Here is a 25355-nt window from a genome sequence, read left to right as displayed (position 1 = left end):
TTACAAATCCCTTCGCAGTCTTGGATCGAGCATGTCGCGTAGTCCATCCCCCACCATCTGGAGCGAGAGAACAGAAAGAATGATGGCGAAGCCAGGGAAGTAGGTCATCCAGTCGGCCTGACCGATATATTGGCGTCCTGCGGCAATCATGGTTCCCCAGGTTGGAATCTCGGGGCTAACGCCGAGACCGAGGAAGGAGAGCCCCGCTTCGGCGAGCATTGCGCTCGCAAAAAGGAAAGTGCACTGCACGATGATGGGTGAGATTAGATTTCTCAGCACGTGCCGCGTCATGATGTGGAATGTCGAAATTCCAAGCGATTGGGCTGCTTCGACATAGGGCAGCTCACGGATCACCAGCGTTGAGGCGCGCACAATGCGCGCCAGCCTCGGTGCGTAAACAATAGACAGCGCAACGATGACCGTCGCCAGCGACGGGCCGAGCGCCGCGACCAGCGCAATGGCCAGCAGAATGTCGGGGAATGCCATCATCGCATCGATCAGGCGAGCGATCGGCGTATCCAGACGCTGAAAGAAGCCTGCGAGCAATCCAAGCGTAACCCCTATGATCGCCGACAGGACAACGACCGCCGCCCCCACCATAAGTGACAGCCGTCCGGCATAGATCGTGCGTGAAAAGACATCGCGCCCGAACTCATCCGTACCGAACCAGAACATCTCGCTCGGTGGCTTGAGCCGGTTGATGATGGATAGCTTCGACGGTGAATAGGGCGCGATCCAGGGCGCCAGCAGCGCGAGGATAGCGAAGACGGCAAGCACAATAATGCCTACCGCCACCGTCTTGCGTTTGAACAGCCGGCGGATGAACAAAGCGCGTTCCGAAGGGGCTTTTTGCGTGGTCGTAACAAAATCGGCCATCAGTAGCGAACTCTCGGATCTACGAACAGATAGAGCATGTCGATGATAAAATTGATCAGGACATATAGCCCCGCGATGACGAGCAGCGCGCCCTGAATTACCGGATAATCCCGTCGAAGGACCGCAGACACGACAAGATTGCCAACCCCCGGCAGGCCGAACACAGTCTCCGTCACCACAGCGCCGGAGATCAGAACAGCAGCAGTGAGACCGACGACAGTGAGGATAGGGATAAGCGCATTCTTCAATGCGTGCTTCATGATCACGCGCCGCTCGATCAACCCCTTTGCGCGCGCCGTGCGGATGTAATCGTCACCAAGAACATCAAGCATTGAGGCGCGCGTGAAACGCAGGATCAGAGCGGAGGAAACCAGCCCCAGCGCGATGGCTGGCAGGATCAGATGGTACATTCGATCGATGAAGCTCGAACCCGGCCCACCATAGCCGGATACCGGAAACAGGTTCAGTCGGACAGCAAAAAACTGCATGAGGATGAGACCGAGCCAGAAGCTCGGTATGCTCGCTGCAAGCATAGCAACCGTTGTCGCCGCCTGATCGACAAAGGAACCGCGCCGATAAGCTGCATAAACTCCAACCGGCAGGGCAATGATGCAGGCAATCAGAAGCGAAAGAACGGTCAGAAAGAAGGTCGGCTCAGCCCGGTCGAGCAATGCTGCACCAACCGGCATGTTGAGGAAGATCGACTGACCGAGATCGCCCTTCAGTAGCTGACCAATGTAGTAGAAGTATTGGATGATCAGCGACTGATCGAGTCCGAGTCGAGCACGCAGATCGGCAATGTCCTGCGCCGATGCGTCTGGCCCAAGCATGACGGCGGCAGGATCGCCGGGCGTCACACGAACGATCACGAATACGATCGTTACGACCAGAAACATGACAACAGCCATGCCGACAAACCGCTGAAGGATGTAGCGCACCATGCGATCAGATTCTCCAGATTGAACCATTCAGCGAATGCCGACCGGAAGGACGGCATTCGCCTTGCCGGAAGTTACTGCTTCAACGAAGCATTCCAGAAGTAAGGCCACGGCGCTGGCTCAACACCCTCCAGCTTGGTGGACATCGCTGCGACGGCATTGAAGTCGCCGATCTTGATCAGGGGCAGTTCGTCATAGATGGTCTTCTGAACGTCCGCCCACAGCGCAACGCGCTTTTCCGGATTGGATTCGGACGTGAAAGCATCGACTACGGTTTTACGCGCTGGCGTGTCCCACCACCCCGGCGAGCTGGTCGACAGAGAGCCCATCAAAGCAGGCTCGGGCAGGAAGGGGCTGTGCGTTATGTAGATATCCCAGAGCTTGGGATCTGCGCGGCGCTGTGTGAGCGTCGCCCAATCGACAACCTGCAAATCCACTGTAAAGCCGGCAAGTTTCAGATATTCGGCAGCCACCTGCGCCATCTTGTAATGGAACTCGTACTGGCGGCTGGTCAGAATACGCAGCGGCTCGCCGTTGTAGCCGGCCGCCTTCAATTCTTCCGCCGCAGCTTCCGGCTGGGCCACATTGTAGTTCCCCTCGATGCCAGCTTCTGTATTCCAGACAAAATTGGACGGATAGAAAGCGCCGTCCAATGCATAGAATTCCGTGCTGCCAAATGCCGCTGCAAGCATGTCTTCCATGCTCAACGCATGTGTTACGGCCTTTCGGACCGGCAGTTTCGACGCCACACCTTCCTTGGTGTTGAAAACAAAGACAGGATAGCCGAAGGGCTTGAGAAGCAATGGCTGGGAAGCTGTCGACGACTTGATCTTGTCAAATGATTCAACCGGAATGGAATCGACATAATCATACTGTCCGGAAACCGCTGCCTCGACACGGGTGTTAGCATCCGGGACTGACACGAAACGGATTTCGTCTAGATATTGATGGCGTGCGCCACCGTAACCATCACTCTCGCCGTCGCGCGACTTGTATCCGTCGAAACGCACGAGCTGAATATACTGATCAGCCTTTCGCTCCTTGAGCATATAGGGACCGGTACCGATAAATTCATTCATCGGCTCAGCCTGCTTTTCTGACGGTATGATGATCGCCGCAGAATTGTTGAAGGCGAGCAGAGAGGTCAATGGCGCATAAGGCTGCTTGAGCGTTATCGTCACTGTGGCCGGATCGGTCGCTGCGATATTATCGATAAAGGCCGACGCCTGCTTTCCGCGCGAAGCGAGCTTCGTCCAGCGCTCCAGCGACGCAACCACGTCTTCCGATGTCATGTCGCTACCGTCATGGAACTTGATGCCGGAACGCAGTTTGATCGTATAGGTTTTTCCATCCGCGCTGATTTCAGGCAGGCTTTCCGCCAGCAATGGCGTCGGCTTCCATTCCTTGTCGAACGTATAGAGCGTTTCGAAGATATGCTGCGTGACGATACCCACAAGATCGGCAGTGGATACCATCGGGTCGAGCGTCGGTGGCTCGCCAATGGTCGCGACATTGATGACACCACCCTTGTCCTGAGCCAGCGAAACGCCGGGACTGAAGATCATGGCAGAAGCCAGAAGGAGTGCTAATTTGATCCGCAAGGCAGAACCCCCATTTTTGATTTATTCCACAATTATGTTATATAGGCTTTTATAAAAGAATAACCGAGAACTTGGAGGTGTCAATCCATCAAAGCACATCGACTGGAAATCTTCCGCCGATAACGATGGAATGCTCATACAATGTGGGCATTTCAGATTTTATGGGTGGCAGCACCAATGCTGTGTCGATAAGAGTGCGCCATGACACGCAAAGGCCAGGGCTATCTCTTCACACTTCTCGCGGTTACCATTTTTGCAACGCAGGATGGTATCTCGAAGTATCTCGGCACCCATTATTCGCCGATCCTCATAACGATGATCCGCTATTGGGTCTTTGCAGCCTTCGTTCTCCTGCTTGCAATCCGCTCTGGAGGCATTGCCAAGGCCGCAGCAACGAAACGTCCGTTTTTGCAGGTTTTTCGCGGCATCCTGCTTGCTGCTGAAATCGTTACATTCATATTCGCCCTCAGTCGCGCGGGCATGGCAACAGCACAATCGATCTTTCAGGGCGCGCCGCTATTGGTGACCATGCTCTCCGTGCCCTTCCTTGGCGAAAAGGTTGGCTGGAGACGTTGGACTGCAATTATTGTCGGGTTGATCGGTGTTCTGCTGATTATCAATCCAGTGAACGCGACATTCGACGCAAGCCTGCTTCTACCCGTGGCGGCGATGGTCATGTTCGCCGTTTACGCGGTTGCGACACGCGCCGTCAGCAAGAGCGACGATGCCATGACCAGCTTCTTCTACACTGGCATAGCAGGTGCTGTTGCCCTCACATTTGTCGGCAGTTTCTATCTCATGCCTATTGCCAGAAGCGACTGGTTCTGGATGGCAGCCCTTTGTGCCTGCGGTATAGCAAGCCATTATTTCCTCATCCGTGCCTACGACATTCTGGAGGCAGGAGAAGTACAGCCGCTTACCTATCTGCAGCTCGTTATCGGCGCGTGTATCGCAGTCACAGTGTTCCACGAGCAATTGACATGGAACATCATTGCCGGTGCGGTCATCGTCGTCAGCGCCGGATTGTTCTCGGTCTTCCGCGAGCGGCAGCTTGGCAAAAGAAATCCACCCGCGCTTGGATAGGTTTCAATTCTCAATGCCTGATATACTGACGAGTCAGAGGTTTCGAGTACTTTCCGTCAAATCGGCTCCAATCACTGACCCAACGACAGGGCTCACTGGCTTGACAAATTAAACTTGATAATTTAATTCATGTTTTGACCTCTACTGGTCGCGTAGACTTCCAGCCGGCGCTTGACCTATTGAGAGCGCCGGTCTTTTTATGTCTTGTGCAAAACAAGCGCGGTCGAGTGGAACAGTCATGACGCAGCCAATAAGCTATATCGAAACCGATTGCGCGATAGCGGGTGGTGGGCCAGCAGGAATGATGCTGGGACTTTTGCTCGCACGCGCTGGCCTGAACGTGACCGTTCTCGAAAAGCATCCAGATTTTCTGCGTGATTTTCGCGGGGACACAATTCACCCGTCCACGCTTCAAGTCATGCATGAACTCGGCTTGCTGGACGGTCTTCTCGACTTGCCCCATACCAAGGCGCATCGGTTACATGCGGAGATTGGCGGCAAGGACATCACGATAGCCGATTTTTCGAGAATTCCCGCTCAGTGTCGTTTCATCGCTTTCATGCCGCAATGGGAATTTCTGGATTACATTGCACGCGAAGCTGCGAAACATTCAAACTTCAGGCTCCTTATGCCTGCAAATGTGATCGATCTGACCGAGAGGGACGGAAGTGTCACCGGCCTCGTCGCGACAACACCAGCTGAAACCATAAATATCAATGCCAAACTTGTTGTGGGTGCGGACGGAAGAAACTCCGTGGTGCGTACAAAAGCCGGTCTGGAGGTCGAAAGTTTTGGCTCGCCAAGCGAAATTCTCTGGATGAAGCTGTCGCACGCTCCCAATGACCCACCGTATACGATGGGCCATGGCGGCCCTCGACAGGGTTTCGTCATGATCGATCGCGGTGACTACTGGCAATGCGGTTATGTACTCCGCAAACAGACCTTTGCCGATGTCAGGCAGGGAGGACTCGATGCATTCCGCAAGGCAGTTGCAGAAGTCTCTCCATTGCCTCCTGACCGAATGAACGAAATAGGCACATGGGATGACATTCATCTCTTGAGCGTACGCATCGACCGACTTAAAATGTGGTGGAAACCGGGGCTTCTGTGTATCGGCGATGCCGCCCATGCCATGTCGCCAATTGGTGGCTTTGGGGTCAATCTCGCCATTCAGGATGCCGTTGCAACAGCCAATATTCTGGCCGCTCCGCTCAGGAATAACCAAACTTTGGAACCGTATCTCCTAGCAGTCGAAGCCCGACGTCGCTTTCCCACAAAGGCAACGCAGAAACTGCAACTGATGATGCGCAGTGATCGTCGCAAGCGTGAAACGAATAATACCAGACGCGATGGGCCACCCGCCTTTATGCGTCACCTCGCACGCTGGCCCATTCTTGCACATCTTGCGGGCAGGTTGATCGGTGTCGGCTTCCGCCCGGAGCATGTCAGGAACAACTGAACGGCTGAGTTTCAGTCCATATCGTCAAGTTCGTCGTGAATACCGGCGACGATCTCAAGCCGCTGTTGCGCCGATTTCCCCGCATATGAAGCGTAGGTCAGCGCCAAAAGCCGGATGGCGCTGCTGACGGCGGTATAAGATGCGCCCAATGCGATACTGTCTACATGACATGGGAGAACAACACGCGCGTAACGCTGTGCCTCAAAAACTGATCCGCGGTCTGTAATAGTCACGATATTCAACCGGCTCGTTGCGGCGTAGCCCAGAATTTGTTTCAGCAATGCCCGATGCGGTGACAATGTGATCAGCAGCAACACATCCTTCGGACCAGTCATGGCGAGGTCCTCAGCCCATGACCCCTGGTTGATGCCCAGGAGCATCACGCTGTGGCGCAGCCTTGAAAACAGAAGCCGCGCGTAGCGCGCAAACCCTTCCTCGTCACCAAGCCCGATCACCCAGACACGCGGCGCTTCTGCAATAAGTTCGGCAGCTTCGCGCATCTTGTCGGAGCGAAGCCCCTCGAATGTTCGGGTTATATTGGCGATCTCCAGATCGAGATGTGCGCTGATGGTACGCACCAGCGGCACTTCTTCGTCAACCGTACTCGAGTATTCAAAAGGTTCGGTGCGATTGCGCTCTTCACGCGCCTGAAGTTTCACTTCATTGAAATCGGCATAGCCCAGATGCTGAAAGAAGCGAGCTGTGGTCGCCTTGGATACGCCGGCCATCTCCGCGATTTCGGTAGCGGAATGAATCAGAATGTCGTCCTCGCGCTCGAGAACGAGCTGCGCGATTTTCTGCTCGCCTGCCGTGAGCTTTGCGTAGCGTTCCTGTATGCGCAGTACCAGACGTGAAGCCATGTGCGTTTATTCCGAATCTCTCTGTGCACTAAAAAAGCTTATCATCGCCTCTTGCAATACTGAAACATTTGTTTCATTGATAGTGAAACATTGAAATTCATGGATTCTCCATGGCGTATTCCCGCAATACACGGCAGCGCATCTGGGATCGGCTGAAAGACGTCGCGCGCCCTGATGCACGCTTCCACTTCAAATTCTCGGAATTCATACCGGACTTTGAAGAAGTAGAGGCAGCTACGGATCGCTTGCTGGCGATTGAAGGGATTGCGAAAGCCAGATTGGTTTTTGTGACGCCAGATAATTCCATGATCGAGTTGCGCCGTCGCCTGATCATGTCGGGTACACCATTCATCATGCCGACCTACGGCATGCAGCGCGGCTTTCTTCTACTCGAACCGGGATCCGTTCCCCCGGGGTTGGAGAAAGCCGCAGCCTGGCTTGACGGAATGGAACATTTCGGTCGATCGGTCAGTCTAGAAGACCTGACCCATATCGGTCGTTTTGATGTCATTGCGACTGGCGCATCCGCTGTTTCCATCGATGGAGTCCGTTTTGGCAAAGGCCATGCGTTCTTCGATCTGGAATGGGGCATGTTCACCGATCTGGGACTTGCCGACGAGCAGTCTCTGATTGTGGCCGCCGTGCATGACGTACAGATCGTGGAAGAGCGCCTCAACGTATTGGAGAACGATATTGCACTCGACTTCATTGCCACGCCCAGCCGCCTGATCGAGATAACGCGCAACCGTCGCAGGCCGCGCGGTATTCGCTGGAACGACGTTTCAGCCGAAGAAATCCAGTCCATCCCGCCGCTGCGTGAGCTTGCGCGCATGCGCGGCATTGCCTGACAGTTCAGCACCAAAAGGAAAATTCAATGAATATTGCCCTGGATCGCCGTCGTTTTCTCGGACTGATGGGCGCCGCAGCCGCTCTGCCAGCCATGAGCCGTTTTGCCTCTGCGGATACACCGTTCAACTTTCAGGCTTCCTGGATCAATGACGCGGAATTCAGCGGTTATTTCATTGCAGTCGACAAGGGCTTCTATCGCGAAGAAGGCGTCGACCTGAACTATATCTCCGGTGGTCCCGACGTCATTCCGGAAAGCACGATCATTGCGGGCAAGGCCGATCTGACCCTCACCACCCCCGACACGACGATCAAGGCCATCGTCGAACAGGGTGCGCCTTTCAAGATCATCGGCGCCCAGTATCAGAAGAACCCAATCGGTATTATTTCGCTGGCCAAGAACCCGATCAGGGAGCCAAAGGACCTGATCGGCAAAACGCTGGCTGTACCGCCGGTCAACGTCATCTCGGTTGAAGCCATGCTGAAGATTTCGGGCATAGAACCTTCTCAAGTCAACATCGTTCCTTACGCTTATGATCCGACGCCGCTCATCAAGGGTGAAATCGACGCTTCACTCGATTTTACGACCAATGTTCCTTTCACCATCAAGCAGGCTGGCGAAGAAGCAGTTTCCTTCCTGCTCTATGATTTTGGCTTTACGATCTTCAACGATACGATTGTCGTTACGGAAGAAACACTCAAGACAAAGCGCAAGGATCTTGTTGCTTTCCTTCGCGCAAGCCGCAAGGGCTGGGATGAAAACCTCAAGGACCCGGCAGCCTACCCACCAAAATTTGCCGACAGTTGGTTCAAGGGCACCGGCCGCTCGATCGAAAACGAAGTCTATTTCAACACGGCGCAGAAGCCGCTGATCGAGACGCCGAATGGTGTATTCTCCATGAGCGAAGAAGCCATCGAGAACACGATCAAGGCGCTCGGTACGATTGGAATCGCCGCCAAGCGCGATCATTTCGACACAACGCTTCTTGAAGAGATTTGATGCCTGATATGTCCGGGATCAAACTTGAAAATGTAACGCGCTCCTTTTCGGGGCGCGGCACGAATGTAATTGCACTATCCGATGTCTCGCTCGAATGCCCCACCGGCTCGTTCACTGCACTCATAGGACCGTCCGGTTGTGGCAAGTCGACCATGTTGCGGCTGGCACTCGGTCTCGATCAGCCTGATAGCGGCTCGATTTCAGTCATGGGCAAAAGCCCTGTAGAGGCCGCAAAGACCGGACTGACCGGTGTGGCATTTCAGGATGCAGCGCTCATGCCTTGGCGCAATGTCGAAGACAATATTGCCTTGCCGTTGGATGTGCTTGGCCTGTCTCGTTCAGCAAAGGCCGACCGGATTGCCGAATTGATCGCCCTTGTTGGCCTCAAAGGCTTCGAAAAAGCACTTCCGGGTGAGCTTTCCGGCGGCATGCGCCAGCGTGTGGCAATTGCCCGCTCTCTGGTCACCGATCCGCGCGTTTTGTTTCTCGACGAGCCTTTCGGCGCACTCGACCAGATATTGCGCCGCCAAATGAACATTGAGCTTCAACGCATATGGCTTGAAAGCAAGGCCACCACCCTGCTTGTCACCCATGGCATAGACGAAGCGGTTTTCCTCGCCGACCGGATCGTGGTGATGCACAGTCGCCCCGGACGCATCGCGAAGATCATCAATATTCCGCTGGAACGCCCACGCAGCCCCGAAATATTCAGCACATCGCAATTCCATGCGCTAGAGGACGCCGTCGCGGAGGCTTTGCATGGCTGACATGAAGCCATCATCCCATCTCTCCACCTTGCGCAACTGGGTTATTCTTCTTGCTGTCTGGGAGATTTGTGGCCGCTTTTCCCTGATTGCAGGCGGCGCCTTGCCAGCACCTTCGGCGGTCCTGGCCCGTCTGTGGATCGACCGTGCCGATTATCCAGCTCATATAATAGCGACACTTCAGGGCGCCGGTGCTGGCTTTGTCATCGGAAACCTTGTTGCCGTAGCTGCAGGCATTCTGTTCGCCCTCTTTCCAGCTGCCGCGAAACTGGGTCGGGGCGTCAACATCGCGATTTTTGCACTGCCTCCAATAGCCATCTCGCCCATTCTGGTGCTGACTTTTTCAGGAATGACGCCGCGTATTACGCTGGCGGCACTCGGTTGTTATTTCATCACCATGGCCGCCACCATGACTGGCATCAGCCAGACGGACCGCCGTATGGTGGATATTGTTCGTGCCTATGGTGGCAGCCGATGGAAAGTGCTGCGTCTGGCCCAATTGCGATCCGCTCTGCCGTCAATCCTTGCCGGTCTGCGTATTGCCGCTCCCAATGCGGTTCTAGGCTCCATTCTGGCTGAGTTTGGTGGTGGTGGACGTTTCGGTCTCGGCGCCTATCTGATCGGTTCTCTCGGGCGAGCCGAACCGGCTCGGCTCTGGGGTATCGGTCTGTGCGCTACCTTACTCGCAGGATTGGCCTATGCGCTCTTTTCCATTCTTGCAAAAATGCTGACTGGCAGCACCAAGGCCATCACCGTCCCAGCCAACGCTCCCAACACTGCCCCGCGCGGCTCTCGCGGCCTGAACATTATTCTCGTCATTTGTTCAATCGCGCTTCCGTTCATCTTGTGGTGGCTGCTGCTCGTTTTCATGGGAACACCGGCCATGATTGCCAAGACACCAGCCGGACTGTTCGACTATCTTTTCCTCGCTCCGTCTGCAGCTCCCGCACAGGCAAAATTGCTAACAGCGCTTTCGCAAACTTTACCGCTTACTTTTCTTGGCATGGCAGCAGGCATCCTTTTCGCCTTTGCGCTCGCCATCGCCTCAGTCGCCAAGCCCGTCATCGTAAGCGGTTTCATGCCTGTCGCCCTTGTGACGCAGACGATGCCACTCGTTGCCCTGACACCCCTGCTCGTTTTGTTATTGGGACGCGGTCCGTCCGTCATCCTCTGGATTACGGTCTCGGTCACATTCTTCCCTGCCTTCGTGACTATGGCTCAGGGCATGGCACTGGTTCCGCGTGCCGCACTGGATGTGCCCCGCGCCTATGGCGCCTGCATCTGGACACAAATCCGTCTGGTATCCGTGCCCGCCTCCCTGCCCTATCTCTTCGCTGCCATTCGCCTTGCTGTACCGCGCGCTTTGCTTGGCGTCATGATCGCCGAATGGCTGGCAACCGGTACGGGGCTCGGAAACCTTCTCAACCAGTCACGCGGCTATCTTGACTACGGCATGATCTGGGCCGTTGCCGTGGTGTCCGTGATGCTGTCCGTCATTTTCTATCAAATCGTAGCCCTCTGCGAGCGCCAGGTGCTCGCACGTCGCGGCATGAGCCCGGCAGACTAAAATGCAAGGAGTTCCCATGGAAATCACCGATCATAAAGCTTCCGTTCGCGAACGTGTGTGGAGCGAGTTGCGCAAGGTTGCTGTCCCGGATAGCCGTTTCCATTTCGACTTCGGCGAGTTCATCGCAGATTTTGAAGGTGGAGAGGATGCGGTAGCCCGGCTGACAAGCCATCATTATTACCAGAATGCAGATTTCATCTTCATTACCCCTGATAATTGTCTCGACCGCCTGCGTCTTCAAGCTTTGAAAGACGGCAAGACCGTTCTGATAACCACATATTCCATCAAGCGCGGCTTCTGGGTTCTCGATCCGAAGCTGATTTCGCCGGATTATTATCTTTACGCCTCGACGCTCGACGGCATGGAGCGTGTGGGACAGCCGGTCACGCTGAAAGATATCTCGGCTATGCCGGTCGTCGATTACATGGTCACCGGCACCGGCGCGATCAATCTCGAGGGCGTACGCTTCGGCAAAGGGCATGGCTTCTTCGATGCCGAATGGGGTATGCTTTACGGTCTGGGCCGCATCACCGCAGCGACGCCTGCTGCCGCTGTCGTACACGACTGTCAGGTTCTGAGCGAAAAGCTCACGCCGGATGTCTATGACACCGTCGCGGACGTGATTTTCACACCCACCCGCACAATAGAGGTGAAGGACCCGCACAAGCCAACTTGCGGAATCATATGGGACCGCCTCGATCCTGTTATGTACGAAACGATCCCTCCGCTTCAGGAATTGAAGGCTATGGGCCTCTAGGTGTGTTCTTCCAAAAACTAAAAAGCCGGATGCAGTAAACGCATCCGGCTTTTTAGTTTGGATAGCCTGCGATCGTTACACACCGGTCACGAGCTTCAGCGCGATAGACCACATCGTAACGGCAATGATGCCTTCAAGAATGCGCCATGACGACGGGCGGGCAAAGATCGGGCGCAGCCAGCGGGCACCGAAGCCAAGCGAAAAGAAAAACACGAAGGATGCGGTGATAGCCCCCGCCGCGAACGACGTTTCCAAACCGGGAAACTGCGTAGAAATCGTTCCGAGCAGCACGACAGTATCCAGATAGACATGCGGATTGAGCCATGTCAGTGCCAGACAGGTTACAAGCGTCTTGGTGAGGCTCACGGACGCCCCGTTCGCAGTGGCCAGAACCGCTGACGAGGTTAAAGCAGAGTAAAGGCTTCGCGCACCATACCAGATCAGAAAAGCTGCACCGCCATATCGCATGATGGGATCAAGCGCAGGCATGATGGCAGCGATCTTCTGGAAGCTTGTCACACCTATCAGGATCAGAATGGCATCCGATACGGCACAAGCAAGGCTGACGGCGAACACATGTTCATCGCGTAAACCCTGCCGCAGAACGAAAGCGTTTTGTGCACCAATCGCGACAATGAGGGTGAGGCCCATAGTAAGGCCGGTAACGTAAACTGAAGGATTCATAAGTAGTCGCCGTCTGGGAGTAAGTCGGCACTTGGATACCAAATGCTAGAGGATTAGAATAATTAAACTTAATAACTTCAGTTTAGGAGCTCTAATGATCGACTATTCCGCCTTGAGGGCAGTGGCGATGGTGGTTCAGACGGGCAGTTTTGAGAAAGCCGCACGAGCGTTGAACGTCACTCCGTCAGCAATCTCGCAACGTGTCAAACATCTCGAAGAGCGGCTTGGCGTAGTACTCATTGAGCGAGGCTCTCCTTGCACGGCGACCGAAAAAGGAGACTGGTTGTGCCGGCATATCGAGCAGGTAGGCATGCTCGAACGCGAACTTCTGGCAGAGTTGCCTGGACTGTCCAGAAGCGAAAATACTGCACAGCGCGTAACGCTTCATATAGCGACCAACGCCGATAGTCTGGGCACATGGTTTCTGAAAGCAATCTCGCATTTCAGCACGACAGCGGAATATCTTTTCAACATTGCGGTCGATGATCAGGATCACACTGCCGAATGGCTGCAGCGCGGGCGTGTTGTAGCTGCCGTGACTTCTTTATCAAAGCCAGTTCAAGGCTGTCGTCTAACCCCGCTTGGTATCCTTCAATATCGCGCCACGGCATCACCGGAATTCATCGCTCGCCACTTTCCAGACGGAATAACCCACGATTCTATTGCCAAAGCTCCGGCACTGACGTTCAACCAAAAGGACAGATTGCAGGATCAGTGGGTGCGCACTGCCCTCCGAACCGACATAGCATGCCCGACACATTGGCTTCCCTCGACACAAGCTTTTGTCGAGGCAAGCCTGTCAGGCATGGGATGGGGGATGAATCCGGTGCAGTTGGTCGGTGACCATTTGCAGTCGGGCAAATTGGTCGAACTCATCCCGGATACGCCGTTGGATATTCCCCTGTTCTGGCAGGTCAACCGCCTTGCGGCCGACAGGCTCGCAAGCCTGACACAGACGGTTTTGACGACGGCACGACAGGAGCTTGCGCCTATCTCAAACAAATGAGGAAAGCCGCCAATTCGAAAAACACATGGAAACAATGGGATGAAGCAGTATTTTCTGTACCATTGCCGTCAATCACCATCTGTTTTCTTGAACGTGAACAGCGATTGAGCGATGCGTGATGCATGAAACTCCTGTTCCTCATCGTGGCGCTGATCGCCCTTGTCTTTCTCGGCTGCTATTTGCTGATGTTTTTTGCCGTACCGTAAACACGCAACAATCTTGATCTGCCGAGAACACACGCTATGAGTGCTCAGAAAAGCTCAATCCTACAAGGAAAAGGCAGGATCAGTGATCCTGCCCCGTTTGTGCAACGCCCGCTGCCTCTTCACAGACTCTGACATGTTCAGCCAGTGCCTCAAGCTGCAGGAAAGCGCTTATGGTACAGATATCCCGCTTCTGAAACTTTGGAAGCTCCTGAAGCTCCTTCAATCTGGTGAGAAGTGCACCGCGGTTCATGGTTTTCCCTCCATCTTTCTGGCTATCCGCAAGACTGGTATTAGAATGCATTTCGATCCGATTGAATCAGATCGGCGCTCTAACCTTTTCTATTGTAAGCATAATCTTATCGACCTTCGTTTCATTCCGGTCGGATTATGCGTTAATCAGGCTGCCCGCACCTTCGCTTTTGTTTTCAACGGAAGCTCGATATCGACTTCGAGCGTCGACATCTGGTCACCCCGATCCATTTTCACGCTGACCTTGTCGCGATCAATCTGGATATGCTTGGCGATAACGGCGAGAATTTCCTCCCGCAATACCGCAACAAGATCGGAATGTTCGTGTGACGCCCTTTCATGGGCGAGCAGAACCTGCAACCGTTCGCGCGCTTGCGGCGCGGAAGCAGGCTTGCTGAAGAAACGAAACAGGCTCATGCCGCTCTCCTTCCGAAAAGTTTACCCAGAAGGCCGCGCTTTTCGGATGGAACAGTCATCGGCACTTCTTCGCCGGCGAGGCGGCGGGCTGCGTCGAGATAAGCCAATGCAGGCGCACTGCGCTGATCGGCGAGCGTTACGGGGGAACCAATATTGGATGCCCGCAGAACGTCCTGGCTTTCCGGAATAATACCCAGAAGCGGAATGGACAGAATTTCGAGAACGTCATCGACCTTCAGCATGTCGCCGCGCTCGGCGCGTACCGGGTCATAGCGGGTCAGCAAGAGATGCTTTTCCACACGTTCGCCACGTTCGGCCTTGAGTGTCTTGGCATCCAGCAGACCGATGATACGGTCGGAATCGCGCACAGACGACACTTCAGGATTCGTGACAACCACAGCCATATCCGCATGACGCATGGCGAGTGTGGCACCGCGTTCGATCCCGGCGGGGCTATCGCAAATGATCCAGTCGAACTCTTTCTTGAGATCTTCCATGACGCGGTCGACGCCATCGGTGGTCAGGTTATCCTTATCGCGCGTCTGGGAGGCAGGCAGCAGATACAGTGTCTCAAGGCGCTTGTCACGGATCAAAGCCTGCGGAAGCTTTGCGTCACCCTGAATGACATTAACCAGATCGAACACGACGCGACGTTCAGCCCCCATGACGAGGTCAAGGTTACGCAGACCAACATCGAAGTCGATAACGACTGTCTTCTCGCCGCGTTGCGCCAGCGCGGCACCGATTGCAGCGGTTGATGTCGTTTTGCCAACGCCACCCTTACCGGAAGTTACAACAATCACTTTTGCCATATTTGTCTCCTGTATCTCCCGCGCGCCTCCAGAGCATTCGTTACCCGGGATATGAAATGCTCTGCTTTTCTTTTTCAGCACTCAAAAGTGCCCTGACAATTTGTCTGGACTAGCATTCTCTCAAGGCTGTTGGCCTTTTGGGAAAATGCTAGTTTAGCGTTTCGGCCATCATGTAATCGCCGTCGAGCCAGAGCTGGACTGCCTGTCCGCGCAATCGGCTCTCCATGTCTTCGGCCGTCTTGTAAAGACCATCGATGGCAACGAGTTCTGCCTCCATCTTGCGGCAGAAAATGCGCGCATCGGCATTTCCGGCTGTTCCAGCCATCGCACGACCGCGCAGCGCGCCATAAACGTGGATCGAGCCGCCAGCCACCACTTCCGCGCCGGACGCTACAGAACCAACAATCGTTACATCGCCGTCCGGAAAGTAGACCGACTGACCAGACCGTACCGGCTCGGTAACCACCATGGACGGAACGGCCTTGACGAGTTGTACCGATGCGGGTGCCACCGGAGTGCGCTCCTGCAACTTCGCTTCTGTGATCTCCGGGTCGAAATCTGCGGCAGGTTGTCCGCCACGCATCGCTGGCGGCATGCCTGGCCCCAGCAGCGAGGGCCGCGCATTTTCAAAGCCCGTGATCCAGACACCACGTTTAACCAAATCCTCAAGCAATTGAACCAATTGCGGACGCTCGATCGAAACGTTCTCCAGATCGAGAACGATCGGACGATTCAGAAAGAAACCCACGGAACGGGCTGCAAGATCGTCCAGCTTGTCGAGCCAGCCATCGAGCGGCAGTTCAGGCGAGAGTACCAGCGCAAGAAAGGATCTCCCTTTCAAACGGATTGGACGAGACTGTGTTAGCACTTGATTCATCTTGGTTAAAAAACGGTTTATCCGGTCTATATGCACAATGGTTAACAGATGGTTAATTTCTGAAGCCAGAACGCCCCCATTGCTGGAGCGGTCGGTCACTTTTGACGATCAAAGCATAACTATCGGCGAGGCATCAGCCTCCGGGCACGGAACGCAACATTGTGCCCACCTGAACAGCCGAAAGCGCCTCCAGCCTGAAAACGACTCAGCTTATTCTTGATTGTAAACGGATATCAGGATCGATAATCATTGTTTCTTCACCCATCCACAGAAGACCGCGCAGAAAATATATATTTAAATTCCAATCAAATATGACGCTACGTAATGTATTATAATTTTATAATATATTTTTATTTGGCCGAAAATCAGAATAACTTGCAACAATTAGGAAATTGCAAAACATTATCCGATTCTTTTTAAAGTATATTTATTCTAATTGTTCCGTAATTGCAGATCAACTAAATCAGTTTCTGGTATTGTCGACACTGCGTCAAGAATTCCATGAACAATCTGCGCTATAAAGAATCTTCACACGCCCTATCAACCAACCTAGCCGACACAGCAAATGAGTATAACCCAACCAGGCAACAGCGATCTTTCTGATCGCTTTCATTCCTCTTCGAACGCAGCTTTATTCAGTGAGAATAATCCCTGACGGAAACACTGTAATATAAATCTTCTGGAAGGTTCCGCTCAAAGGAACCGCCTCGCGTTTGGGCGGGGGGCTTAGGGGCGCGAGGCGGGCGAGCTCTCAGGAGTGCACGCACAGGGAAAATGGAACGTTAGCTCCGATTCTGGAACTAACAATACGTTCCAGCCTGAAAAATTACGTGAGTAGAATATAGAAAAGCCCACAACGCTCGGGAGGAGGAGAACGTTGTGGGCTTAATCTATAAGCGCGATTGGGAGGAGGAGTATCGCGCTTTGGGTCCGGCTCTTGGGAGGAGGAGTGAACCGGACGCTTTTTTAATAACCCCTCCGGCTGGCCTACTCAATCAACAAGCTTGCATTGCTGATATGCACTTTCAACAGATCCAAATGAAAACCGCCTCGCAGCGAATGAACGCGCTGAGGCGGCATATCTCCCCCGAAAGCCCCTAATCGAAGAAGATGGAGGAACTTACTCACAGCTTTAACGAAAATAAATAGACAATCTGCACGCACACTTGAGAATCTGGTGAACAATATCAGCCAATGGTTGAGAAACCTATCTCAACGAACTTTTCCGCGTCTGCAATCGTTCGACTAAACACTATTAAAGATCGGGTACAGTTCAGTCCTGCAATGCAATTAAAATGCTCTTATACCGGGTGGAACCTGAATGAGTATCACTCAATAATCCTACACAAATTTCAGTATTTTCTGAAAATTATAGAGTTCTATTAGGGGGTTGCTTTCTCCATGAGCACGGTTATTGTTCCTCTCACTTGGAGGAGGGAGTACCGCCCCAGCGCGCTAGACCGCTGCGGGGCGGTTTCTTTTTTAGCTACCCAAAAATGCATATCTGCATTGCAGCGTTGGCCCTTGTAAGCAGCGGCCCTTATTCCTATTTTGATCTTGTTCGGTTTTACTCCTCCTCCCAAAAAACCGAACCCAAAGCGCGATACTCCTCCTCCCAATCGCGCTTTATAGATCCGCCCACTGCACATTCCTCCTCCCAGTGCAGTGGGCGTTCTCTTTTCTGGAACTCTCCACACATATCGGAAATTTGTACCCAATCAGGTGACCCTGTGGCTATTTCAGTAGTTTTAAGGGTTTGCAGGTAATTTCTGCGCGTGATGCACGAGGGAGCGGGGTTCCATGTTCTTCAGCACGACCTTCAAATCGGCCAGACCGTCGCTGCTATGCGCGCCTATGCTCTGGCTAGGTTTTGTTCTCGTTCTGCTGATCGCGCTTCTGTCATTCAGGCTCAATGCCCCCATTGGACCAATGTACTGGGACAGCTACATCTACTTCGACGCAGCCCAGCGCATAAAAATGGAACAGATTCCCGGTGTAGACTTTTCCACGCCTGTCGGGCCGCTTGGCTACTATCTTTTTGCATGGGGACACTCCTTGTTCCCGCAGGCACAACCGCTTTTGCTCGTTCAATGGTCAATATTGGTCGTTGCAGCCCCTCTGACGGCATGGGTACTGACAGAGCTTCCCCCCCATAATCGAATAACCGGATTTCTCATCCTTGTTCCATTTCTGGTTTTCGCAATCTTTCCGGCCAATACACAAAGCTTTTATCCCTATCCCGGACTGGATGGGTTTGGCATTTATAATCGCCATACATCGCTTTTGCTCTACGTGCTGATATGTGGGTTGCTGTTTATGCGAAACGGCGCAAAGCTCGCGCTGTTTTGTGCGGCAGTGATGCTCGCCTTGTTTTTGATGAAGGTCACGGGCTTTCTTGCAGGTGGACTGTTCGGGCTTGCGGCACTTCTCGCTGGACGAATCTCTTTACGCAACGTTCTGCTGGCCGCCGCCATTACCGTTGCATTTCTGCTCGTCCATGAATTGCACAATGGGAATATCGGCGGATATATTCGCGATATTGCTACATTGATCGCCCTGAACGAAGAAGCCCTGCTCCCACGTTTCCTGACCGTCATATCGTCGAAGCTGGACGTCATTCTGCCAGCGGCGATCCTTGTTCTCACTCTTTTCTGGAATGAACAGTTCCATTCCGGCAAACGCAATCGCTTTTTCGACCGGAGTTCGGTCTGGCTCACCGTTGGGCTTCTGGGTGGCATCATCCTTGAGACACAGAACACCGGAAGCCAGGAATTCATATTCCTTTGGCCTATCCTGCTCATGATTTTTCAGCGGATAAAAGCTGGCACCGAGAAACTCAAAATCGCCTTCCTCGTGCTCGCTGCCTTCTGCGTCATCCCGACATTCACCAAGGTTGCGCACCGTGCCCTGCGCGCCGTTGCCGCCGCCCCGACTTATGTGCGACCGACTTTACCGGAATTGAAGAATCTCGGGCAGGTGTTGACCCGACCCGATTTTCTGCAACGGGCAGAGCTTTTCGAAACCCACTACCCGGAAAACAATGCAGCCTATGACGCGCTGGCAGCGCAAGGCCAACTACCTAGCTGGCAGCTTTATTCGGAAATCGATTTCCAGGTCTACTGGCTCGTTTCTGCAAACCGGATGGTGAAGGATCTGAAATCCTTCGAGACCCAGAACAACGTTCGCCTGCAAAGCATCATGTCGCTCGACTTCGTCAATCCGTTTGCATGGATATTGGATCGCGATGCGACACGGCATATCCAGATCGGCGCCGATCCCTTCCGCACCGTCCCGGCGTTATCCGAGGAAACGAAGGCTGCCGTAGAAGCAACCGACGGCATATTGCGCCCGAAATGTCCGACGACGACCAATCGTCTTGCCTTACAGAAAATATATGCCGAAGCACTGCAGGATCGCGCCGTCGTCGCTTTGAACCCCTGTTGGGATTTGCTGCTTCGCCCCGGTCTGATCCCGTAATCAGAAATGACTCATTTGATCTGAGCCTTGACGAAGTCCCGAACAATTCGGACGATGCCGCGTGAAAGAACCTCATCCAGCGCCTTGATGAACGCGTCCACATGCTCGCGCCCGCAGATCAGCGGCGGCTCAAGACGGATGACGTTTCGATTATATTCAGTAAAGGCGACCAGAACCCCATGATCGCGCAGCAGATGGCTGCCAATAAAGCCGGGAAGCGAACCTTTCAGCTTCTCATCAAGCATCGCCAGGACAGGTCGCAACACGACCGGCATCGTTTGTGAGAAATCATGGAACTCCAGCCCTACCATCATCCCCTTCCCGCGCACGTCTTTCAAAAGCGCAGGATAGCGGTTCTGCAGCTCATGCAGACGATCCAGAAGATATTCTCCGACATCGGCTGCATTGTCGATCAGATGCTCGTCGTAAAGAACGTTCAGAGCTTCAATCGACGTGATGCAGGCTTCGCCAATCCCGCCAAAAGTCGCCATCGCATGGATCATCGCCGTCTTGGGCGTGCCGTAAGCCTTCATGTAGACGTCGCGCCGCGCGATCATGGCGGCCATCGCGGTCTTTCCACCGCCAAGCGACTTCGCCAGTGCGGTGACGTCCGGTATGACGCCATAATGCTCGAAAGCATAGAATTTCCCGGTTCGCCCCAGTCCACATTGCACTTCGTCGGCAACCCAGATCACACCATACTGGTCGCAAAGGTTTCGCAACTTTTGCCAGAACTGTGCGTCAGCCTGAATGATACCGCCGCCACCTTGCACCGTTTCAAGCACAATCACCCCGATCTCGGGGTCAGAGCGAAACGCATTTTCAATGGCTGCAATGTCACCGAAGGGAACCCGAACGGTGTTATCGACCAGCTTGAATTCGCCACGATATAGCCCGCCATCAGTGATGGACAGAACACCCTTCGTTTTGCCATGGAACGAATTTTCCGCATAGACGATCTTGGCCTTTTTAGGACTTGCGGCGCGTTCCGCAACCTTGATCGCCGCTTCCATTGCTTCCGAGCCGGAAGACCCCAGAAACACCATGTCGAGATCGCCCGGCGAGCAAGCCGCAATGTCATAAGCAAGAGCGGCTGCATATTGCGACATGAAGGCGATTGCAATCTCGTGGCGCATTTCTTCCTGAAACTGACGCCGTGCTTCGAGAATACGTGGATGATTATGGCCGAAAGCCAGCGATCCGAAACCACCGAAAAAATCGAGAATGGGGCGCCCATTCTGGTCATAATAATACATGCCTTCAGCACGCTCGATCTTCACCTTATGAAAGCCGAGCAGCTTCATGAAGTGAAGCTGGCCCGGATTGAGGTGAGTGGTAAACAGCTCCGTCATCCGTGGCAGATCGAGCGCTTTCGCCTCGGCAACCGTCAACAGCTTCGGCTTCAGCGTTGTATTAGTCTTGTTCATTTCTGCCTCTATGCCGTTTCGGAAGCCCGCACATCCGATGATGCCGCGCCGATTTTCTTGCGATATTCGCTGTAAGCCGCGATCAGCATGTCCTCATCACGATATTGCGGTATCCAGCCAAGCTCACGCTCGCCCTTCGAGACATCGAGAACACACATTTCGTCGGCAATCAGATATTGCTCCGGGTCCATGATCGGCATGTTCATCCAGTCCAGCAGATCCAGCGTGCGTTTCACCGCCCAGGCGGGTGTTGGCAACAAAATAGATTTCGAACCCGCATGGCTGATCAGATCACCAAGCAGTTTGCGGACAGGAGGCGGATTGAGCGAGCCGAGATTATAGGCCTCGTTTGGAACGCTAGCCTTGAAAGCGGCACGTGCCGCCTCCGCACAGTCGAACACCGAAATGAACTGGTAAGGGTTCCTGCCCGAGCCGATCATCGGCACCGGCAAATTGTAATCAATCAGCTTGAATAGCTTTTCCAAAATGCCGAGACGGCCCGGTCCAATGATAAGACGAGGACGAAACAGGGAGATATTCATGCCCCGCACGCGCCATTCAATGGCGAGTTCTTCGGTTTTCAGTTTTGACAGGCCGTACTCACCGAGCGGCTTGCACGGATGGTCTTCTTTCTGTGGCCAGACATAGGTGTGCCCGTACACCATATCGGTGGTGAAATGGACGAGCTTGTTGGCACCAGCCGCATCCATCGCCTTGATGATGTTCGCCGTCCCGTAATAATTGACAGGAAAGAAGAAGTCGTGCCGCTTTGCCCGGACCTGAATTGGTGAAAGCATTTTGGCGGACAAGTTATAGACCATGTCGTCTGCGCGGATACCAAGCCTGCGGATTGCTTCCGGATCGGTCACATCAGTCGCGATGAAAGCGGTATCAGCATAGTGTGGCAGATCGCTTTTCACGATATCCGCGACAAGGACCTCGTGACCATCGGCAAGTAGCTTTGGAGCAAGATAGCGCCCGACAAAACCGTCGCCACCAAAGATTACATGTCTCATCGTACTGCCCCCCGTTCAACTATGCGTCTGCTGGTTCACATGCTTTTCCACCTGCGGTTCGGACGGCTTGCCGCTTTGTGCGATCAGCACCGTCCCGATGCAGATGAAAGCAATTCCCGCAATCTTGTAGGCGCCAAGTTCTTCCTTGAACAAAAGCCAGGCGAACAGAGCGACCGCGACATAGGCAAGACTGAGGAACGGATAAGCAAACGAAAGATCCACTTTCGACAGCACGTAAAGATGCGACGCCATCGAGATCACGAAGGTGAGCAAACCGGCAAAAATCCAGGGATTGAAGACAATCTGGAATATGCGCTGGATCAATGTTTCGGCTGAAAAGCTGATCGGCCCGAGCGTCAGCATGCCATATTTCAACATCAACTGCGCGGCAGCATTGGTCATGACTGTGAACAGGATGAAGGGAATATATTTCATCACGTTTCCTAACCTGCAGCGCCAAGCATCGATGCGGTCCGGCGCCAGAAATTGGAACTGAAAGCCTTGTCGCGAAAGGCCTCGAAATCGCGCCAGCGCGGATAGCTTGCAGCAAAAACCTCTGCGCTCATCCTTTGGTCCTTATATGGATTGACCCGGCCACCGGCCTCAACAGTCATCTGGTCCAGACGGTTCAGCAATTCCAGCGTTGTGTGGCCACGATTGGGGAAATCCATCGTCAGCGTATATCCCGGCATCGGAAATGACATGAGACCGGGAGACTTCATCGAACCGAAACGCTTGAGTACCGTCAGAAAGGAGACCTGTCCTCCATTGCGACTGGCCTCAAGCATCGCTGGAACGATCTTTCGGGCTGCTTCGAATGGAATTACACTTTGATGCTGGTAGAGCCCTGCCGGGCCGTAAAGCCTGTTCCAGTTTCTCACTCCGTCGAGTGGATAAAAGAAGCTTTGATACGGCACTCTACGCGCTGTTTTCAGCCGCCTCTTGCGCTGGAAATAGGCCGCATTGAAAAGCGACAGGCTTGTCTTGTTCAACAGCGAGAATGGCAATTCAACCGGCACGCCAAACCGTCCAGCGATCGAAATAGAGCCATTCGGCGCGGCAACATGATTACCGACCATCAGCAAGCCCCGGCCATCGGAGAGCTGATCGACCCAGGCAACAGCATATTCATTTTCATGATCGGCCAACTCGGCCATATCAAAATAAGCATCGAGGTTGGCGAAAGGCAGAACCTTTTCCTCGACATCGAGACCGCCGACCCGCTTGAGCCGGATCGTTGCGCGAAGAATTAATCCAGTTAGTCCCATTCCACCGATGGTTGCCCGAAACAGATCAATGTGCTCCGTATCGGAACATCTGTAGTAGACGCCGTCCGAGCGAAGCAGTTCCAGCCTTTCAACATGACACCCGAAAGTACCCTGCCGGTGATGGTTTTTACCGTGCACGTCATTGGCAATGGCACCGCCGAGCGTCACAAACTGCGTGCCCGGCGTGACAGGCAGGAAATAACCATGCGAAGCAACATGGGCGATGATCTCGCTCAGAAGCATGCCACTCTCAGCCGTAAGCAATCCCGTATCGGGATCGAAATGCAGTATCTTTTTTTGCACCTGCATGGGCACGAGAAAGCCCGCATCATTATGGCAGCTATCGCCGTAGGAGCGACCATTTCCGAATGGCAACAGGCTCGCATCGCCGGGCAAGGCTCGCGTGAAATCATTCTCCAGTCTCTCCAGCGGAAGGTATTGCCGCCTTCGCCGGTTAATACGTCCGAAACTGTCGAAGGATTGTTCCATCAGTGCATACCAGCCACAAGAAGCAGCACCGCGCCAAGCACGATGACGACCTGACTGCGCCAATCCCTGGCAATGAAGAGGACCGGGTCGTCATCCATGTCGCCGCGATGCGCCAATATCCACACACGCACGTTGATATAGAGCACGATCGGACCGAGCGGCCATATCAGCCAAGGATAGGTGTAGAGCGTCTTGACGGCATCGCTATTGATATAGAGTGCCAAAACCAGCGCTGCGGTAAACGCGGCTGCGACTCCACACTGTCCGACAATATCGCGATCTTCCGGACGGTAGCCTCGCCCCAAAATCCGGTCCTTTTCTGTCACTGTAGCGCCCTGCAGTTCGACATAACGCTTCACCAGCGCCAGCGACAGAAAGAAGAACATGGCAAAGGCCATCAGCCAGAACGATGGCGGGATATAGGAAGCCGCCGACCCTCCCAATAGCCGCAGGCTGTAAAGTCCCGCGAGACAAATCACGTCTCCCAACAACATGCGTTTCAAGGCGAAGGTATAGGCGGTCGTGAAAAACAGATAGGTGACGATTGCAAGCGTAAAGGCGGGCGGAAGGAAAAAGCAGACGAAAGCCGTCAGAAGCAACAACAGGGCCGCAACGCTTAGGCCAAAGGGAATCGATATCTTTCCGTGTGCAAAAGGTCGCTGATTTTTTCGCACATGTCTTCGATCCACCGGAAGATCGACAATATCATTGACGATATAGATCGCAGACGATGCCGCAGAAAAGGCCACGAATGCCAGGCAAGTCGCAATCAACACGTCTGGCTTCATTATGTCATGCGCCAGAATGGCCGGGACAAAGACGAGCAGATTCTTTAGCCACTGATGAACGCGGAGCATACGAGCATAGGTTCGAATAGTTGGTTTTTCGGCACTGAAAAGTTCACAACCAGTTTGCTTCTGGAAATGTGCCGCTGCACGATCAGGTGCGACAACGATCGCCTGTCGGGCGGCATCGAAAACAGGCAGGTCATCACGATCATTTCCGGCATAGTCGAATCCCTGTCGCCCATAGTGCTGGACAAGCACATCAGCCTTGCGCTGTGCCGAAAGATTGGTCGTACCGGATGTTGAATAGACAGCGCTGAAAATCCCAAGCTCAGACGCAACAGCCTTGGCCATCGGTTCAGCGGCAGCTGTTGCCAGCACCAAAGTCCGCCCGGACCCATGTTCGCTACGCAGAAATTCCAGAAACTCGGTTCGGTAGGGAAGTCGCGATGCATCGAGCGTTACGCGCTCAGCCACCTGTCGCTTGAGATATGCCTTGCCTGAGAACAGCCACACAGGCAGCATGAAGACGAACAGAATGTTCCTCTTCAAAAGAAGAAAAATACCCTCCCACAGCAGATCGGTCGAAACCAGAGTTCCGTCCAGATCGACTGCCAGCGGCACATTCTTGCTGCTTTGCCCCCGCGTATCCATTTTCAGCCCTTTTCCGCTCAGGCGTGAATGCGGTTCGATCAACCTTTTTCGCCCGAGCCCCCTGTCGTAAAGGGATAGAGGCAGAAACCAAATGAAAAATGAATTTTTCCGTTACAATCGAGAATTGATTTGCTGAGTACAGTTTCTGCTTAAAATTTCCTCAATAGCTAGAATACAGCATATTGTTTGCGGGTTTCATAGTTTTAAGTTCGCCGGAGAGACTTTCCGGCGAACATT

23 protein-coding genes are annotated in these 25355 nt (G+C 53.7%); 9 read left to right on the top strand and 14 right to left on the bottom strand.

Annotated features, from left to right (window positions below; genetic code table 11):
* The 3 genes from AAE521_RS19505 to AAE521_RS19495 form a co-directional block, all read right to left on the bottom strand.
* Entirely contained in the window at positions 1–876 is an 876-nt protein-coding gene (locus AAE521_RS19505) for an ABC transporter permease (protein ID WP_071630476.1), read from the bottom strand.
* Positions 876–1817, bottom strand: coding sequence for an ABC transporter permease (locus AAE521_RS19500; protein WP_071630475.1), 942 nt, complete (start codon positions 1815–1817; stop codon positions 876–878). The genes AAE521_RS19505 and AAE521_RS19500 overlap by 1 nt, the downstream gene beginning before the upstream one ends.
* Positions 1818–1888: 71 nt before the next feature.
* Positions 1889–3379 (bottom strand): ABC transporter substrate-binding protein, encoded by a 1491-nt coding sequence (locus AAE521_RS19495; RefSeq protein ID WP_371264596.1) that lies wholly within the window; start codon positions 3377–3379, stop codon positions 1889–1891.
* A gap of 237 nt (positions 3380–3616) precedes the next feature.
* On the opposite strand from AAE521_RS19495, the gene AAE521_RS19490 reads away from it, so the two are divergent.
* Together AAE521_RS19490 and AAE521_RS19485 are read left to right on the top strand one after the other, a co-directional pair.
* Positions 3617–4498: a DMT family transporter gene (locus AAE521_RS19490; protein ID WP_071630473.1), complete on the top strand. Its 882-nt coding sequence runs from the start codon at positions 3617–3619 to the stop codon at positions 4496–4498.
* A 238-nt stretch (positions 4499–4736) separates the two neighbouring features.
* Positions 4737–5957 carry an FAD-dependent oxidoreductase gene (locus AAE521_RS19485; RefSeq protein ID WP_071630472.1) on the top strand — a complete coding sequence of 407 codons (1221 nt, stop codon included), beginning with the start codon at positions 4737–4739 and terminating at the stop codon, positions 5955–5957.
* An 11-nt stretch (positions 5958–5968) separates the two neighbouring features.
* On the opposite strand, the gene AAE521_RS19480 is transcribed toward AAE521_RS19485, so the two are convergent.
* A complete protein-coding gene (locus tag AAE521_RS19480) occupies positions 5969–6817 on the bottom strand; it encodes a MurR/RpiR family transcriptional regulator (RefSeq protein ID WP_342062188.1) in 849 nt (282 codons plus the stop codon).
* Positions 6818–6927: 110 nt separating this feature from the next.
* Between AAE521_RS19480 and AAE521_RS19475 the strand changes: the two genes are divergently transcribed.
* The 5 genes from AAE521_RS19475 to AAE521_RS19455 are packed head-to-tail and all read left to right on the top strand — an operon-like array spanning position 6928 to position 11751.
* A complete protein-coding gene (locus AAE521_RS19475) occupies positions 6928–7665 on the top strand; it encodes a 5-formyltetrahydrofolate cyclo-ligase (RefSeq protein WP_071630470.1) in 738 nt (245 codons plus the stop codon).
* A gap of 26 nt (positions 7666–7691) precedes the next feature.
* The gene (locus tag AAE521_RS19470; RefSeq protein ID WP_071630469.1) at positions 7692–8663 is read left to right on the top strand and encodes an ABC transporter substrate-binding protein; all 972 of its coding nucleotides are present in this window, start codon (positions 7692–7694) and stop codon (positions 8661–8663) included.
* The gene (locus AAE521_RS19465) at positions 8663–9430 is read left to right on the top strand and encodes an ABC transporter ATP-binding protein (RefSeq protein WP_071630468.1); all 768 of its coding nucleotides are present in this window, start codon (positions 8663–8665) and stop codon (positions 9428–9430) included. Before AAE521_RS19470 ends, AAE521_RS19465 begins: the two co-directional genes overlap by 1 nt.
* The gene (locus tag AAE521_RS19460) at positions 9423–10994 is read left to right on the top strand and encodes an ABC transporter permease (protein ID WP_342062187.1); all 1572 of its coding nucleotides are present in this window, start codon (positions 9423–9425) and stop codon (positions 10992–10994) included. The genes AAE521_RS19465 and AAE521_RS19460 overlap by 8 nt, the downstream gene beginning before the upstream one ends.
* 16 nt (positions 10995–11010) lie before the next feature.
* On the top strand, positions 11011–11751 hold the full coding sequence (locus AAE521_RS19455; RefSeq protein WP_342062186.1) for a 5-formyltetrahydrofolate cyclo-ligase: 741 nt from the start codon (positions 11011–11013) through the stop codon (positions 11749–11751).
* 75 nt (positions 11752–11826) lie between these two features.
* Here AAE521_RS19455 and AAE521_RS19450 read toward each other — a convergent pair whose 3' ends face one another.
* Complete coding sequence (locus AAE521_RS19450; protein WP_071630466.1) at positions 11827–12435, bottom strand: LysE/ArgO family amino acid transporter; 609 nt, start codon at positions 12433–12435, stop codon at positions 11827–11829.
* A gap of 94 nt (positions 12436–12529) precedes the next feature.
* Here AAE521_RS19450 and AAE521_RS19445 point away from each other — a divergent pair, with 94 nt between their 5' ends.
* Positions 12530–13441 carry a LysR family transcriptional regulator ArgP gene (locus AAE521_RS19445; protein WP_071630465.1) on the top strand — a complete coding sequence of 304 codons (912 nt, stop codon included), beginning with the start codon at positions 12530–12532 and terminating at the stop codon, positions 13439–13441.
* 285 nt (positions 13442–13726) lie between these two features.
* Here AAE521_RS19445 and AAE521_RS19440 read toward each other — a convergent pair whose 3' ends face one another.
* The 4 genes from AAE521_RS19440 to minC form a co-directional block, all read right to left on the bottom strand.
* On the bottom strand, positions 13727–13897 hold the full coding sequence (locus AAE521_RS19440; RefSeq protein WP_010660937.1) for a hypothetical protein: 171 nt from the start codon (positions 13895–13897) through the stop codon (positions 13727–13729).
* 146 nt (positions 13898–14043) lie between these two features.
* The gene (gene minE / locus AAE521_RS19435; protein ID WP_006468449.1) at positions 14044–14313 is read right to left on the bottom strand and encodes a cell division topological specificity factor MinE; all 270 of its coding nucleotides are present in this window, start codon (positions 14311–14313) and stop codon (positions 14044–14046) included.
* A complete protein-coding gene (gene minD / locus AAE521_RS19430) occupies positions 14310–15125 on the bottom strand; it encodes a septum site-determining protein MinD (RefSeq protein ID WP_010660936.1) in 816 nt (271 codons plus the stop codon). The genes minE and minD overlap by 4 nt, the downstream gene beginning before the upstream one ends.
* 148 nt (positions 15126–15273) lie before the next feature.
* Positions 15274–16002: a septum site-determining protein MinC gene (gene minC / locus AAE521_RS19425; protein ID WP_071630464.1), complete on the bottom strand. Its 729-nt coding sequence runs from the start codon at positions 16000–16002 to the stop codon at positions 15274–15276.
* 1800 nt (positions 16003–17802) lie between these two features.
* Here minC and AAE521_RS19420 point away from each other — a divergent pair.
* Positions 17803–19479, top strand: a complete 1677-nt coding sequence (locus tag AAE521_RS19420; RefSeq protein WP_342062185.1) for a hypothetical protein — start codon at positions 17803–17805, stop codon at positions 19477–19479.
* Positions 19480–19490: 11 nt separating this feature from the next.
* On the opposite strand, the gene AAE521_RS19415 is transcribed toward AAE521_RS19420, so the two are convergent.
* Genes AAE521_RS19415 through AAE521_RS19395 form a run of 5 tightly spaced genes read right to left on the bottom strand, consistent with a single transcriptional unit; the run spans position 19491 to position 25118 of the window.
* Positions 19491–20906, bottom strand: a complete 1416-nt coding sequence (locus AAE521_RS19415; RefSeq protein ID WP_071630459.1) for an aspartate aminotransferase family protein — start codon at positions 20904–20906, stop codon at positions 19491–19493.
* A gap of 8 nt (positions 20907–20914) precedes the next feature.
* Positions 20915–21922 carry an NAD-dependent epimerase/dehydratase family protein gene (locus AAE521_RS19410; RefSeq protein WP_071630458.1) on the bottom strand — a complete coding sequence of 336 codons (1008 nt, stop codon included), beginning with the start codon at positions 21920–21922 and terminating at the stop codon, positions 20915–20917.
* 15 nt (positions 21923–21937) lie between these two features.
* Positions 21938–22357, bottom strand: coding sequence for an EamA family transporter (locus tag AAE521_RS19405; RefSeq protein WP_071630457.1), 420 nt, complete (start codon positions 22355–22357; stop codon positions 21938–21940).
* An 8-nt stretch (positions 22358–22365) separates the two neighbouring features.
* Entirely contained in the window at positions 22366–23679 is a 1314-nt protein-coding gene (locus AAE521_RS19400) for an FAD-binding oxidoreductase (RefSeq protein WP_071630456.1), read from the bottom strand.
* Positions 23679–25118, bottom strand: a complete 1440-nt coding sequence (locus tag AAE521_RS19395; protein ID WP_342062184.1) for a UbiA family prenyltransferase — start codon at positions 25116–25118, stop codon at positions 23679–23681. Before AAE521_RS19395 ends, AAE521_RS19400 begins: the two co-directional genes overlap by 1 nt.
* Between the last annotated feature and the right edge of the window lie 237 nt (positions 25119–25355).

Source organism: Brucella cytisi (assembly GCF_038433355.1).
GTDB classification, from domain to species: domain Bacteria; phylum Pseudomonadota; class Alphaproteobacteria; order Rhizobiales; family Rhizobiaceae; genus Brucella; species Brucella cytisi.
This window is presented reverse-complemented; position numbering and strand designations above follow the sequence as displayed.

Bases quoted from the DNA above. Each gene is read 5' to 3' on its own strand.
- AAE521_RS19440 (WP_010660937.1), bottom strand. From the start codon at position 13,897: ATGAACCGCGGTGCACTTCTCACCAGATTGAAGGAGCTTCAGGAGCTT.
- AAE521_RS19420 (WP_342062185.1), top strand. From the start codon at position 17,803: ATGTTCTTCAGCACGACCTTCAAATCGGCCAGACCGTCGCTGCTATGC.
- minC (WP_071630464.1), bottom strand. From the start codon at position 16,002: ATGAATCAAGTGCTAACACAGTCTCGTCCAATCCGTTTGAAAGGGAGA.
- AAE521_RS19445 (WP_071630465.1), top strand. From the start codon at position 12,530: ATGATCGACTATTCCGCCTTGAGGGCAGTGGCGATGGTGGTTCAGACG.
- AAE521_RS19495 (WP_371264596.1), bottom strand. From the start codon at position 3,379: ATGATCTTCAGTCCCGGCGTTTCGCTGGCTCAGGACAAGGGTGGTGTC.
- AAE521_RS19460 (WP_342062187.1), top strand. From the start codon at position 9,423: ATGGCTGACATGAAGCCATCATCCCATCTCTCCACCTTGCGCAACTGG.
- AAE521_RS19490 (WP_071630473.1), top strand. From the start codon at position 3,617: ATGACACGCAAAGGCCAGGGCTATCTCTTCACACTTCTCGCGGTTACC.
- AAE521_RS19505 (WP_071630476.1), bottom strand. From the start codon at position 876: ATGGCCGATTTTGTTACGACCACGCAAAAAGCCCCTTCGGAACGCGCT.
- AAE521_RS19485 (WP_071630472.1), top strand. From the start codon at position 4,737: ATGACGCAGCCAATAAGCTATATCGAAACCGATTGCGCGATAGCGGGT.
- AAE521_RS19400 (WP_071630456.1), bottom strand. From the start codon at position 23,679: ATGGAACAATCCTTCGACAGTTTCGGACGTATTAACCGGCGAAGGCGG.
- AAE521_RS19395 (WP_342062184.1), bottom strand. From the start codon at position 25,118: ATGGATACGCGGGGGCAAAGCAGCAAGAATGTGCCGCTGGCAGTCGAT.
- AAE521_RS19455 (WP_342062186.1), top strand. From the start codon at position 11,011: ATGGAAATCACCGATCATAAAGCTTCCGTTCGCGAACGTGTGTGGAGC.
- AAE521_RS19465 (WP_071630468.1), top strand. From the start codon at position 8,663: ATGCCTGATATGTCCGGGATCAAACTTGAAAATGTAACGCGCTCCTTT.
- AAE521_RS19415 (WP_071630459.1), bottom strand. From the start codon at position 20,906: ATGAACAAGACTAATACAACGCTGAAGCCGAAGCTGTTGACGGTTGCC.
- minE (WP_006468449.1), bottom strand. From the start codon at position 14,313: ATGAGCCTGTTTCGTTTCTTCAGCAAGCCTGCTTCCGCGCCGCAAGCG.
- AAE521_RS19405 (WP_071630457.1), bottom strand. From the start codon at position 22,357: ATGAAATATATTCCCTTCATCCTGTTCACAGTCATGACCAATGCTGCC.
- AAE521_RS19480 (WP_342062188.1), bottom strand. From the start codon at position 6,817: ATGGCTTCACGTCTGGTACTGCGCATACAGGAACGCTACGCAAAGCTC.
- AAE521_RS19500 (WP_071630475.1), bottom strand. From the start codon at position 1,817: ATGGTGCGCTACATCCTTCAGCGGTTTGTCGGCATGGCTGTTGTCATG.
- AAE521_RS19475 (WP_071630470.1), top strand. From the start codon at position 6,928: ATGGCGTATTCCCGCAATACACGGCAGCGCATCTGGGATCGGCTGAAA.
- minD (WP_010660936.1), bottom strand. From the start codon at position 15,125: ATGGCAAAAGTGATTGTTGTAACTTCCGGTAAGGGTGGCGTTGGCAAA.
- AAE521_RS19410 (WP_071630458.1), bottom strand. From the start codon at position 21,922: ATGAGACATGTAATCTTTGGTGGCGACGGTTTTGTCGGGCGCTATCTT.
- AAE521_RS19450 (WP_071630466.1), bottom strand. From the start codon at position 12,435: ATGAATCCTTCAGTTTACGTTACCGGCCTTACTATGGGCCTCACCCTC.
- AAE521_RS19470 (WP_071630469.1), top strand. From the start codon at position 7,692: ATGAATATTGCCCTGGATCGCCGTCGTTTTCTCGGACTGATGGGCGCC.